The sequence below is a fragment of the Epilithonimonas sp. genome (genome assembly GCF_056329745.1).
On record NZ_JBWEYV010000003.1, the window covers coordinates 84,206 to 97,970 of the forward strand.

Sequence of the window (13,765 nt, forward strand, 5' to 3'; positions counted from 1 at the left end):
TAGTTCTGGTTTTAAATTTTTATGCAAATCATTTATAGATATTGTATTCAGATTTAATAAACAGCTAAGAACTAAAAAGGGCCTTCTTTTTATGATATAAATTTAATAATTAATTCATATTTTCCCATTACGATAATGTATTAAGTATTAATTATGTGTTAAAAATCATGTTTGCATTGAAAAATTATTTATAAATAAAGTTAAAAATAAACAAAAATAACATTTTGACTAATTTACAATTTTTATGAATACAATAAAAGCTTGCCATTAAAAAAAGTCGTAATTTTTATTCAGATTAAAGGAAAATAATGATACCAACGTCAACATCATATTCAAGCAAATCTTTCAATCACGTTTTCTATTATGCTTAATTATATCTTTGTTATAGCAGCAGCTTTCATAATATATATGTACAACCATCCTGTATTTGGTTCAAAATCAAAAGGCAGACGATTGGTTAGAATAAAACAGTCCCCAAATTACCACGAAGGTGCATTCCAAAACCTTAGTCCTACGCCCGCACTTGCAGAAGGCTACAGTATGCCGCGTGTTATATGGGAATTTTTAACTAACAAAAGCTCAGAAATAAGACCTAATCATAGCATTATCACCACTAAAACCAACCTTAAGGATCAGCTTATTACAGATAATTTTCTTGTGTGGATGGGACATTCATCCTACTATTTTCAGCTAGACGGCAAACGATTTTTGGTAGATCCCGTGTTTAGCGGTCATGCATCTCCTATCCCTGGCACAACCAGAGCATTTGCCGGTACAGATATTTACAGCGCAGCGGACTTCCCGCCGATAGACTTCCTGATTGTATCGCATGACCATTACGACCATTTGGATTATAAAACCATCAAAAGCCTAAAACCTAAAATTAAAACTGTTGTTTGCGGACTTGGAGTTGGTGCGCATTTCGAGAGATGGGGATACGAGGAAGACCAACTAATAGAGCTAGACTGGTATGAGGAAGAAAACTTAACTGATGGTTTTAAAATTACCTCTACACCGGCAAGGCATTTCTCCGGAAGAAGGTTTAAAAGAAATAACACATTATGGTCATCTTATGTACTGCAAACGCCTCACAAAAAGATATTCATAGGAGGCGACAGTGGCTTTGATTCCCACTTCAAATCCATAGGAGAAACCTACGGGCCTTTTGACTGGGCTATTTTGGAAAACGGCCAGTACAATGAAAAATGGCGCTACATCCACACCTTGCCAGAAGAGTTTCCAAAAGTTGCCGAAGACCTTAATGCAAAAAATATTCTTCCTGTCCACTCCGGGAAGTTTGCCCTCGCCCAACATCCTTGGAAAGAACCTTTAGAAAAAGTCTGCGAAAACTGTTCTCAAAAAGGATTTAATCTTTTTACTCCAGCTATCGGCGAAAAACTTAACCTCGACAATCAAAACCAAACCTTCCAAAAATGGTGGGAAGCCTAAACAGAAAAACCTCTCCTTAAAAGAGAGGTTTTTGCTTTTTGGCAGAGCTAAAGACATAAATTATAATTCAGCCAAATTTTTATTAATTATCTTCAAGCCGCAACTACATGTATGCTTCGATAGGCTCACAAGTACAGACAAGGTTTCTATCACCGTAAGCTTCATCGATTCTGGATACCGTAGCAAAGAATTTGTGTGTACGCACCCAATCCAGCGGATAGGCTGCTTTTTCCCTGCTGTATGGCTTATCCCAGCTGTCTGAGATCACAACTTGCTCTGTGTGTGGCGCATTTTTAAGAACATTGTTATCCTTATCGGCATCACCATTGGCAATTTCTTCTATCTCCTGCTTAATACTGATTAAAGCTTCCGCAAACCTTTCGATTTCTTCTTTGCTTTCGGATTCGGTAGGCTCTATCATCAGCGTCCCGGCCACAGGAAAACTCACCGTTGGCGCGTGGAAACCATAATCCATCAGTCTTTTAGCCACATCTGCTACCTCAATTCCCAATGACTTAAACTGGCGGAAGTCCACAATACATTCATGCGCAACACGTCCGTTGGCGTTGGCATAAAGGATTGGGAAATGTGCAGCCAAAATCTCTTTCAGGTAATTGGCATTAAGGATAGCATATTCGGTAGCGTTTTTAAGGCCCGATGTACCCAGCATTTTTATGTAAGCATACGATATATTAAGAATAAGTCCGGAACCGTATGGCGCTGCTGAAATACCCTCTATAGCCTCTTTTGATCCGACAGGAATATTGGCATTGGTTGGTAAAAACAGCACCAGGTGTTCTGCTACACAAATAGGCCCTACTCCAGGCCCGCCACCACCATGCGGGATAGCAAAGGTCTTGTGGAGGTTCAGGTGACAAACATCTGCACCAATGTTCCCTGGGCTGGTATAGCCTACCTGCGCATTCATATTAGCGCCATCCATATAAACCTGGCCACCATGCTCGTGGATTAGTTGGGTGATTTCTTTGATATTGGCGTCAAAGAAACCGTAAGTAGAAGGATATGTTATCATCACCGCTGCTAGGTTAGTGGAATGCTGTTCCGTTTTAGCCTTCAGATCTTCGAAGTCTATTTCCCCATTTTCGAGGTTTTTAACCACTACAATTTTCATTCCTGCCATAGCGGCAGACGCAGGATTTGTACCATGTGCGGATTGTGGGATAAGAACAATATTACGGTGGCCTTCGCCTCTGTTTTTATGATATTCTCGGATTACCATAAGCCCAGCATACTCACCCTGCGCTCCCGAGTTGGGCTGAAGGCTTGTGCCTGCAAAACCTGTGATCTCAGCAAGGTCTTTCTCTAGCTGTTTGATCATTTTTTGATAACCGCCCGCCTGCTCTGTTGGCACAAATGGGTGGATACTTCCCCACTCTGCCCATGACAATGGAATCATCTCTGTAGCCGCATTCAGCTTCATGGTACATGATCCCAAAGAAATCATAGAATGGGTTAAGGAAAGGTCTTTTCTTTCCAGGTGCTTGATGTAGCGCATCAGTTCGGTTTCTGTATGGTATTTATTAAAGACATCTTCCGTCAGGATATCGTCGGTTCTCAGAAGTTCATCAGGAATCGAATAGTCTTCTTTAATCATTAATTTGTAACCTTGTTTACCCTTGAAGTGGGCAAAAGCATCAATCAGTTTATTAAGCTTCTCTACCGTAGTTGTTTCGTTAACGGAAATACTCACAATGCCATGAGAGAAATAGTTAAGGTTAATCTTTCTATCCCTCATCAGCAGGCGAAGAGAAGTTTTCTCTTCTTCATGCAACCTGAATTTTACCGTATCAAATACCGGCTCCTCTACCACATCGTAACCCAGCACTTTCAGGGCATCGTTTACGGCATTGGTTTTATAGTGGATTTGGTCTGCGATAAAGTTCAGCCCTTTTGGCCCGTGGTAAACAGCATACATACCTGCCATTACTGCCAGCAGCACTTGAGCCGTACAGATGTTGGATGTTGCTTTTTCTCTTTTGATATGTTGCTCTCTGGTTTGCAAAGCCATACGGAGGGCACGTTTGCCGTACACATCCTGAGAAACACCAATAATCCTGCCCGGGATATCCCTTTTATAATCATCTTTGCAGGCAAAAAATGCCGCATGAGGGCCACCGTATCCCATAGGAATACCGAAACGCTGCGTAGTTCCCACAGCACAGTCAGCACCCATAGTGGCAGGTGATTTCAGCTTTACAAGAGCCATTGGATCACAGGCAACAACTACCTGAAGGTCAAATGTTTTAGCCTCAGCTATAAAATCTGTATAATCCAGCACAATCCCATTTTTACCCGGGTACTGAAGAAGAATACCAAAATAAGAATCATTAAACTGATGATTAACATGGTTACCCACAATAATATCAATACCAAGGCCTTCTGCTTTGGTTTTAAGCACAGAAATAGTCTGTGGTAAAACTAAATCCGAAACAAAAAACTTAATGGCATTATCTTTTTTCTGCGCTTTGCTTCTGTTATTAAAAAACATGTGCATCGCTTCTGCCGCTGCTGTAGCCTCATCCAACAGAGAGGCATTGGCCATTGGAAAACCTGTAAGGTCACACACCACAGTCTGGAAATTAAGTAAAGCCTCTAGCCTGCCCTGTGCAATCTCTGCCTGGTAAGGTGTATAAGCCGTGTACCAGCTTGGGTTCTCTAGGATATTACGCTGGATAGGTGATGGTAAAATTGTATTGAAATACCCGAATCCGATGTAGGTATCAAAATCAAGATTCTTAGCTGCCAGATCTTTTGAATGCAACAGCATTTCATATTCAGAGAGGGGCTCATCTAGGGTGAGGTCCTTCTGTAACCTTATACTGTCCGGGATGGTTTGAGAAATGAGTTCATCGATACTGCTAACACCGATTTTGTTTAGCATTTCCGCCTTGTCAGCTTCGTTGAGGCTGATGTGGCGGTTAACAAATTGCTGTGTGTTCATTTATAAACTTTAGATTAGATTTTTTACTGAAAAAGATTCGTAAAAATACTAATTTTAAAAGAACTGAGCAACGGATCAATCTGAAAATGAAAACTCCTATTTCCTATCAGAAAGGTAGTTTTTCAAATGGAAAGCCACGCTCTCTGCAACCGGTATAAAACGATAACCAAGGTAATCCATAATCTTTTTATTAGAAATCCGTGAATCTGACTTTATTGCCTCTACATTCGATTTTGTAAGTATACCAAGATCCGGAATCAGCCAGCCCAAAAGTGTTCCTACCACAGGTGCCAGATCAAGAAGGACAGGCGAGATCACTTTTGCCTTTGGCTTACCTTCGGCTTGCCTTACAATGTCTGAAATCAGTTGATATTTGGAATTTTCAGAAACAAGAATAAAACGTTCCCCAAAAGCATTTTTGGACATCAACTCAATGGCAATCCTTGCAACATCGCGCACATCCACATAAGCCGTACCTCCCGGGAAGGTAACAGACAAACCGGATTTAGCCATCAGGTCACCGCTGCTGCTGCCCCAGTTGCCGGAGCCAATGATTAATCCTGGATTGATGATAATTGTATTGAGGCCTTCTGCAGATGCCCGCCATACCTCCATCTCCGACATATGTTTGGAGATAGCATAAGCGGAATGACTTAGCTTAGAGTTGAAATCCGAATTTTCATCCATCATACCCTCTTCATTATAGCCATCCAGCACGGCAATAGAACTCACAAAAAGGAATTTCTTTACCAACGCAGGATTTATGGCATACAGGAGGTTTGTAGTACCTTCTACATTGGTTTTGAATAATTCTTTATCATCTTTGGGGCTAAAGCTCACTTTGGCAGCACAATGATATACCTCATTTATACCTTCCAAAGCATGCTCCAGTGATTCTATAGATTCAAAATCAGTATCAACCCACTGGATTTGATCAAAATAGAAATCAGGTTCATCTGTATAGAATCGGAAAGATGCTCGTACTTCATCCAAATGGCTTATGGGGCGCTTGGTAGCCCGCACGGCATGACCTTTTTTAACAAGTTCCAGAGCAATCACCCTGCCTAATATCCCTGTTGCACCGGTTACCAATATCATTACTCTTCAGATTTAATTTTTAATAATCGGAAGACAAACACCGCATTGGCCACAGAATAGAAAAGTACGATACCCACAAAAAACCAAAAACTGCGCCCCTCAAGCAACCAGTCTCCCCGGCCGGCCAGGGAATCACTGACAACCCAGAACAAGAGCAGTAGCAGAAAGACGTTGATAAGTGCCGAGAAGGCCAATATGATTTTATAGACCGTTTCCTGGTATTTTTTCATGAGGTATGTTTACAGAAAGTTTTACAAATATAGCCCATTTCCTGTTAAAAAGCAGGATGTGTATGCGCTTTCATAAAGCGGAGTGTCTTCTCCAGCATCATGGCATGCTCTGGCACATCATTCAGGCCATGGTCCCCATTGGGGATGGGAATTAGTTCATTTTCTATCTGATATTTATTAAGTTGTTTTTGCAACAGGACAGACTGACGGTATGGCACTACCTTGTCGCTGGTACCGTGGATCATCAGCGTGGGTACAGATGAACTGCTAACATAACGGACGGGCGAATAACGATCCAGCGTATTGATCACCTCTTTTTTATGATCCTTTATGCTAAGTCCCGTTAGGGCAAAAACAAGTTGGCTGCGCACATCGTAAATCTTTGGCAAAAACAGTTTGAAAAGTAATAAGGTAAAGAGTGACGCCCTGGTGCGAAACAATTTATTCATTTCCGAAGGGCCAAAATAATCAATCACATAATTAACCTTAGAAGAATAAGCTGTCAGATTACTATTAGCCGTAAACTCACCATCACCGGTGTACCCCAGCAGCAGGGCGAGCTCCCCACCCGCCGAGGCTCCCCAAACACCTATATTGTCAGGATCCAGATGGTAGGCATCAGCGTTTGCACGTATCCAACGCACCGCCTCTTTGCAGTCCTCTACAGGTTGTGGGAAGTGCCTGCTTTTCGAAACCAGCGTATAATTGATACTTACCACGGCATAACCATTTTTTACAAATGCCAACACAAAATCATGCGGGTAAGTGCCTTCAGGTAATGCTTTATCATCCTCTACCCATCCACCACCGTGGATAAAGACGAGGACAGGCGCCTTTTTTCCCGTTGACTCGGGAAGGTAAATATCCAGCTTTTGCTGTACCGAATCCTGAGTTTTATAAACCACATCCTTATAGCCTGCCACCTCAGAAAGCCGACTCTGCGCATTTATAACGATTAGGAAAAAAGAAAAAATCAATGATAAAATAACTTTCATATGCTTTACATTATAACTGTAAAGTTAAAACAAAAAAGAAGTACTGCATAAGTCCTGCGGTTATAAATAAAGGTCAAAGTAAAGATCATTAGCAAAAAATGGGACCAAAAAAAATGTTTTTTTTTCTCAAATCCTTTTACCCACCTTAACGCAAGGGTATTTTCTGCAATATTTTGCAATGCTTATTATAAGAAAAATTGTAGTATTTAATAACTAAATCGCTTGAAACCAAACTTGTTGCAAAAACTCTTAAACCGGTTTTAAAATATAAAGCATTCCCTGATAGAAAAATCATACATCATTTGAATAGAGGAATCTTGTATTATATTCCATAATTTGAGATATTTAAACTGAAAAGCGGCATTACAGTAAGTAATACTTAAAACTCCGATACATATAAAAATGCCATAGCATAGCGGATTAATAAAACTTTAAAATACAAATATAGACTCATTGAAATCCTACTTGACCTTACAATTGCAATTAAGATTCTATACCTTACTCTAACTAGACACAAAATTACTATGCTCATTATTTTAGAGCTACTAAAAAGTTCACAAAATAATCGTAAAAAGCCAATAATCTTTAACAAAACTTTATTACCTATGAAGCTTGGCATCAATGTTGAAAACCTACCTTTGCTAAAAAATTAATTAAAAATAAATGAAAAATTTTCTAATGACCTTGCTTGCTGTTATCCTTATAGGTACAGGATTCAGTGCACATTCACAAACAATAGACAGCAAATCCAAAAGCATTTTGGACGATGTGACAAGAAATTACAAAAGCAAAAAAAATTCTTATTTCAAATTTTCTTACTCGACTGGTAATGGGAAAACCAGCCAAAATCAAACGGGCATCTTCTACTCTGATAACAACCGCTACAGATTAAAAATAATGGGTATAGAACAGATTTTTGATGGCAACAAAGTCTATAATATCAATGATGAGGACAAAGAAGTAACGGTTTCGAAACCTAACGCTAATCAAACACATTTTTCACCGCTCAGTTACCTAGATTCTTACAAAAAAGACTATAATGTAAAGTATATGGGCAAAAAAACAGTGAGTGGAATCCCTGTTGATATTATCACCATGCTACCTGCTAAAAATAACGGAATCAAATCTGTAACACTGTATATTAATACACCACAGAAAAAATTAATAAAGCTAGAACAAGTTTCGGGAAATAACGAAACTGCGGTCATCAGCATCAATAATTACAAAGAAAACCAGCCTCTATCATCTTCAGTTTTTACGTTTGATAAGGCAAAATACCATAATTACTTGATTACAGAACTGTAATATCAACAAATCAATAGTAAAAAAGCATCATAATCGTGATGCTTTTTCATTTTAAAACAGGAACAATACATTACAAATTGCAGTAAACATCCATCAGATCCTTTGCAATTACGTCATCATTAAAACGCTGAACAAATACCAGCCCTTTTTCCTCCCGTCTTTTCCTTTCGGGTTCATTTTCCCAAAGGAATCGGATTTTTGCGCTGATGTCTTCCACGTTATGAGGATCCACATACACCGAATCCGGTCCGCCAGCTTCCGGAAGACAACTAACATTGCTTGTCACAACTACGGTCTCCGAATAAAGGGCTTCAATCACTGGGATACCAAAACCTTCGAAAAAACTGGGATATACAAAAATGGTTGCCAGACGATAAATTGCCGCCAACTCGTTCATCGAAACATTTTCCAGAAAATAGACTTCTACGCCACTTTGCTTGACGAGTTTTTCAATTTTACCGAAATAGCTTTTGTCTTTTCTGCCCACAACTACCAACGGAATACCACTGCCGGCTAAAGCTTTTACAAGATTGAAAAGGTTTTTACGTTCCTCGATAGTGCCGACATTAAGGACAAATTTCTCCGGCAAATTAAATTTTTCCTTAATCTGAACTAAAAAACCCTCACTTGGTTTTTCTTTAAAACTCTGATGGCAACCCTGATAAACAACGGTAATTTTACGCTCATCCGTTTTCAGAAACCGGATAATATCCTGCTTGGTCTGCTCCGAGATGGCAATGATTTGATCCGCCGATTTTGCCGCTTTTTTAAATTTCCAAAGATGGATTTTTCGGTCAAACCATGAGTAATATTTGGGAAACCTCATAAAGATAAGGTCATGGATCGTTACAACCTTCTTGATTGGTTTCTTTTCCCACCGCAGTGGCAATTCTCCGGACAAACCATGGAAGATGTCGGCATTGTGACGTTGTGCATCTATTCCCATTTTCAACTGGCGAGACATGCGACCTTTGCTGGTCTGCACAAATTTGACATTAGAAAGGTTAAGAATACTTTGACCTCTCTCCGACTGATTTTTATTGAGTAAAAGATATTGATTCTCGGGATAATGCGTTGCAAGAATCCGAACGAGATCCCGAGAATAGTTGCCTAAACCTGATGTATTATGAAAAAAGCGTTTGGCATCGTAAGCAATAATCATGACCCAAGCTGATTTTGAAATTGCTGAAATGTACCGAAACTATATTGATTCTTTTTAAGCCATGTCAAAAACTTATCAAACCTTTTTACCATAGCATCACCGGTATTTCTGGTTGTAAAGCCAGGCAGTTTGTAGCTTTCTTTTTTGATATTGGAAAATTCCCAAGGATGGAAATAGACATTAAGATAGTTCCCGTAACTATAAGATTTTTTCACCAAAATTTGATACAAAAATAAAGGCAGGTTATGAAAACTCAGCCAAAACAGAGGAAACCGAAAGTAAGAAACCGATGCAGGCATCATGAGAATCTTCTGATCGTAGAAATAAGTTTTGGGAACTTTTAGATTGTTATATCTACCAGGCAACCATGTGGGATTAATAGAAGAATTGTAATGGTAACCAGCGTCGGCCACAGCTTTCACCGAAACTGGGCTCATCCTGGGCATCCTGAGACCTGTCACTTTGGTATCAAAAAGACCCTCCAACTGCCGTTTGGATTCTGCTAGATGTTCTTCTATAAAATAAGAATGATAACATGTGTGGCTGGCAAGTTCGTGGCCTTGGCTCAACAATTCGGTTATCAAATCCTGATTATTTTCTGCGAAAACCACCGTTGAGAAAAAAGTGGCTTTTATATCATGTTTTTTAAGAAGCACCAAAATCTTCTGTAGCCCATCCCTGGACACCGCCAGTTGCTCCTCCAAAAGGATCTCACCGTTATATTCCAGCGGCATGTCGAACTCTTCTATATCAAAACTTAATAAGATCATAATTATAAATTTTTCGAACGGATGATGTAATTGGGCCGTCCTTTGATTTGTTTGAAAATCTTACCCATGTAAATTCCCAAAATCCCCAAAATAATAAGCTGAACGCCACCAAAGAATACCACCGTCATAATCAATGATGCCCATCCTGAAATCTCTGAGTGGTTTAGGAAAGAATAAATCACATACGGAATATAAAGCAGTGACAACAGCGAGAAGAAAAATCCGAGATAAGCGGCAAGATATAATGGTTTTACACTAAATGCCGTAATGCCTGTAAATGCAAAGCGGAACATCTTGCCAAGGCTATATTTGCTTTCGCCCGCAAACCTGTCACCCGCCACAAACGGAATCGCAAACTGCCGAAAACCAACCCATTTTACCAGCCCTCTTAGGAAAACGTCAGATTCTCTACCATCTCTAATAACATCAATGACCGAAGCATCCAGCAAACGAAAATCGGAACTGCCTTTCTCCAGCTCTACATCAGAAAGGTTGGATAAAACTTTATAGAAAAAATCCGAAGTAGAACGTTTGAAGCGGCTAATACTTTTGGGGTATTTTCGGACGGTGTAAACAATATCATAGCCTTCTTCCCATTTTGTAATCATCTCGGCAATCAATGTAGGTGGATGTTGCAAATCAGCATCCATAGAGATCACGGCATTGCCATCGGCCAAATCAAGGCCTGCCTTTACAGCATATTGATGACCAAAGTTGCGGGAAAATTCAATATATTTTACTTCTCGGTAGCTGAGTGACATCTCTTCCAGATATTCCTGTGTCCTGTCCCGGCTGCCATCGTTAACAAAAATGATTTCATAATTATAATCGGGCAAATGAAGAAAAACGTCTGCTATCGCCCTTCTGATTTCGGAAAGGTTGCCTTCTTCATTAAAAGCCGGAATTACAATAGATATTTTTTTCATTAATGAGATATTATAATGATGAATCAGGCATTAATCCATTAATTCAGTTGATAGTCTTTTTCAAAATCCCGCGTCAAAAGTTCATAAATTACCCTGAACCAAACCACAATACAAGGTATAGCCTTGGTAGAATATTTGATGAAAACTTCTTCCTTAATCCATTTAGGAAACAGATCCGAAAATGCGAAACAGGTGAAAACCATAACAAAAATAAGCAATCCAATGTCCCAACTGGAATGTTTTTTCTGCATGAGGAACCAAATCATCACACCTGCCACGGCAATAATGTAAGTCGGGCTCTCTGACCCGGAACTGAAGAGTACCACAAAAAGCAGTGTAGAAGCCAGGATCATCAACTGAAAAGCCCAATTTTTATATTGTTTTATCCTTAGATATGGCAACATAAAAACGACAAATCCTGGAATTATAAAAATCAGATTAGAAATATCGGCACGGCCCATAATCCTTCTTACAACGCCCATCAGCGAGTAATCCTGACGGTTGCCCAGCACCTGATTGGAAATATTTTTTTCTGAAAGGGACTGATACCAATCTGCGTAAGACTGCACGCCAAAATGCGGACTGGAAATCAACATAGGCAACACAAAAAATAACACCGAAAAACCTATCATAGCCAGGATAAATTTCCACTTGTTCCTGATAAAGAAAAATGCTGACAAACCAACAATCCCATATAATTTGACAAAAGTGCCAATGAGAATTGCCACGGCCGATTTGGTTTCTTTTCGTTCGTAAACGTAGACTGCGGACAGCATTAAAAGCCCCGTTAACGCTATATTAAACTGAAAATACAATGCCGCGGTGATAAACTCCTGAAGACAAAGCCATGCAAAAAAGGCCTTTTTTTTCCCGGAAAAAGGCAATTTGTAAACAGCAAAAAGAAACACGGCGGCATTGGCAACATTCCATAGAATAGCACCCAGCCAATCTGGCATCATAGCAAAAGGCGCTATCAAAACACTGAAGAATACGCCATAATGGTTGCTATCCGCAAACATATCCGGATATTGCAGAAAAATATTTTTTTGCTCAACCGTATTCTTAAATACCCCTTTGAAAATGAGGTAATTATTATAACCTCCCGTTCCTCTTTTCCATTTGCTATAAGCAGAAAATGCCGTTATAATCATATAAACGGCAAATACTATCCTGTAGTCAGAAATGATTTTCAGAAACCTGCTTTTCAATGGGTTGTTCGTTTCCAAATCTTAAACGGCTACATTATTTTCCCTTAATGCATCGTTAAGAGACGTTTTTTTATCTGTAGATTCTTTTCTTTTCCCAATGATAAGGGCGCAAGGCACCTGAAACTCACCGGCAGGGAATTTCTTGGTATAACTTCCCGGGATCACAACAGAACGCTCTGGCACATAACCCTTCATCTCCACCGGCGTATCCCCTGTTACATCAATAATTTTGGTAGACATCGTTAAGCAGACATTAGCTCCCAAAACAGCTTCTTTACCTACACGGACACCTTCTACCACTATACATCTTGACCCGATAAAGGCATCGTCTTCTATAATCACTGGCGCGGCCTGCAAAGGTTCCAAAACACCGCCAATACCTACGCCACCACTCAGGTGTACATTTTTACCAATCTGAGCGCAACTGCCCACGGTTGCCCAGGTGTCCACCATCGTCCCCGAATCTACATAAGCACCAATATTGACATATGAAGGCATCATGATTACACCACTGGCTACAAAGCTGCCGTGTCTGGCGATAGCATGAGGTACAACACGAACGCCTTTTTCAGCATAATTTTTCTTCAAAGGAATTTTGTCATGGAATTCAAAGGGACCAACCTCTATCGTCTGCATCTGTTGGATTGGGAAATACATCACCACACCTTTCTTCACCCATTCGTTGATTTGCCACCCATCAGCAGTCGGTTCCGCAGTTCTCAATTCGCCTGCATCCAGCTTTGCAACTACTTCGCGTACAGCATCCTGATATTCGGTTTCTTTTAACAGTTCGCGGTTTTCCCAGACTTTCTCTATTTTTTCCTGTAAAGACATATGTTTTATAAATGATAATTGTTTAATGATAATTGATTTTAAAAAATAAAAAAGGGCAATAACAATTATTAAACCCCTTCGTACTAATCATGGCAAAAATAATAAATCTAAAGCACACTTTCCGCAAAAAGAAATGCTTTGTTCAAAATCATTTTACTTTAAACGGATATCAAGATTCTGCTGATAGTAAGAACTACCATCAAATCTTTAAACTTATAATGTATGAAAAACTAAAGTACTGTTCTCGCAAAAAGGAATGCTTTGTTCCAATAGGCTTCGTTAAGAGAGGAGATAATAACACCCTTGGTAGTAGAAGAGTGGATAAAAGTGACTTCGCCGCTATTCAAAATATCGTGTACAATGCCAACATGCGAGATAGACGAACCTCCTGATGTGGCAAAAAACAAAAGATCACCAGGTTTTACATTCGCAATTTCTATAGATTGCCCATATTTGGCCTGATCCTGAGAACGCCTCGGTAGCGTCAATTGATTCTCATCAAAAACGCGGCATACCAACCCAGAGCAGTCAAAGCCGGAACGATTGTTACCGGCATATTTATAAGGCGCGCCCAAATAATTCTCTGCTCCGCTGACAACGGATTTTCTTTTCCCGGAAACATTACCGGCGTAGGAAGAATTTAGTTTTTTGATGTTAGCCGGCCTGTATGATGTTGCGGGCTTTTTGTAGGTATATTTCTTTGCCGAGTGGGAAGTACCGCAAGAGACCAATATTATCGAAGCTAGGATGACCAGTACAGAATTTTTCATCTTACAAGTTTTTAGAGCATAAATATTTGTCTATAATCCGGGACTTTTTTAGGTTA

At 39.7% G+C, this 13,765-nt stretch carries 12 protein-coding genes; 2 read left to right on the top strand and 10 right to left on the bottom strand.

Annotated elements, in window-relative coordinates:
* The first annotated feature begins 453 nt into the window (after positions 1-453).
* On the top strand, positions 454-1,449 hold the full coding sequence (locus AC00Y6_RS03465) for an MBL fold metallo-hydrolase (RefSeq protein WP_474489222.1): 996 nt from the start codon (positions 454-456) through the stop codon (positions 1,447-1,449).
* Between the two features lie 103 nt (positions 1,450-1,552).
* Here AC00Y6_RS03465 and gcvP read toward each other — a convergent pair whose 3' ends face one another.
* The 4 genes from gcvP to AC00Y6_RS03485 form a co-directional block, all read right to left on the bottom strand.
* The gene (gene gcvP, locus AC00Y6_RS03470) at positions 1,553-4,411 is read right to left on the bottom strand and encodes an aminomethyl-transferring glycine dehydrogenase (protein ID WP_474489223.1); all 2,859 of its coding nucleotides are present in this window, start codon (positions 4,409-4,411) and stop codon (positions 1,553-1,555) included.
* A gap of 96 nt (positions 4,412-4,507) precedes the next feature.
* Positions 4,508-5,509: an NAD-dependent epimerase/dehydratase family protein gene (locus AC00Y6_RS03475; RefSeq protein ID WP_474489224.1), complete on the bottom strand. Its 1,002-nt coding sequence runs from the start codon at positions 5,507-5,509 to the stop codon at positions 4,508-4,510.
* Positions 5,509-5,739 carry a hypothetical protein gene (locus tag AC00Y6_RS03480; RefSeq protein ID WP_474489225.1) on the bottom strand — a complete coding sequence of 77 codons (231 nt, stop codon included), beginning with the start codon at positions 5,737-5,739 and terminating at the stop codon, positions 5,509-5,511. The genes AC00Y6_RS03475 and AC00Y6_RS03480 overlap by 1 nt, the downstream gene beginning before the upstream one ends.
* Positions 5,740-5,783: 44 nt before the next feature.
* Positions 5,784-6,734 carry an alpha/beta hydrolase fold domain-containing protein gene (locus AC00Y6_RS03485; RefSeq protein ID WP_474489226.1) on the bottom strand — a complete coding sequence of 317 codons (951 nt, stop codon included), beginning with the start codon at positions 6,732-6,734 and terminating at the stop codon, positions 5,784-5,786.
* Positions 6,735-7,397: 663 nt separating this feature from the next.
* On the opposite strand from AC00Y6_RS03485, the gene lolA1 reads away from it, so the two are divergent.
* Positions 7,398-8,039 (top strand): outer membrane lipoprotein periplasmic chaperone LolA1, encoded by a 642-nt coding sequence (lolA1, locus tag AC00Y6_RS03490; protein ID WP_474489227.1) that lies wholly within the window; start codon positions 7,398-7,400, stop codon positions 8,037-8,039.
* Between the two features lie 70 nt (positions 8,040-8,109).
* On the opposite strand, the gene AC00Y6_RS03495 is transcribed toward lolA1, so the two are convergent.
* From AC00Y6_RS03495 to AC00Y6_RS03520, 6 genes are all read right to left on the bottom strand, one after another.
* A complete protein-coding gene (locus AC00Y6_RS03495) occupies positions 8,110-9,201 on the bottom strand; it encodes a glycosyltransferase family 4 protein (RefSeq protein WP_474489228.1) in 1,092 nt (363 codons plus the stop codon).
* On the bottom strand, positions 9,198-9,971 hold the full coding sequence (locus tag AC00Y6_RS03500; protein WP_474489229.1) for a polysaccharide deacetylase family protein: 774 nt from the start codon (positions 9,969-9,971) through the stop codon (positions 9,198-9,200). Before AC00Y6_RS03500 ends, AC00Y6_RS03495 begins: the two co-directional genes overlap by 4 nt.
* 2 nt (positions 9,972-9,973) lie before the next feature.
* Positions 9,974-10,897, bottom strand: coding sequence for a glycosyltransferase family 2 protein (locus AC00Y6_RS03505; RefSeq protein WP_474489230.1), 924 nt, complete (start codon positions 10,895-10,897; stop codon positions 9,974-9,976).
* A 38-nt stretch (positions 10,898-10,935) separates the two neighbouring features.
* A complete protein-coding gene (locus tag AC00Y6_RS03510; RefSeq protein WP_474489366.1) occupies positions 10,936-12,048 on the bottom strand; it encodes a glycosyltransferase family 87 protein in 1,113 nt (370 codons plus the stop codon).
* A 78-nt stretch (positions 12,049-12,126) separates the two neighbouring features.
* On the bottom strand, positions 12,127-12,939 hold the full coding sequence (locus tag AC00Y6_RS03515; protein ID WP_474489231.1) for a 2,3,4,5-tetrahydropyridine-2,6-dicarboxylate N-succinyltransferase: 813 nt from the start codon (positions 12,937-12,939) through the stop codon (positions 12,127-12,129).
* 230 nt (positions 12,940-13,169) lie between these two features.
* Entirely contained in the window at positions 13,170-13,709 is a 540-nt protein-coding gene (locus AC00Y6_RS03520) for a C40 family peptidase (protein WP_474489232.1), read from the bottom strand.
* Positions 13,710-13,765 lie beyond the last annotated feature (56 nt).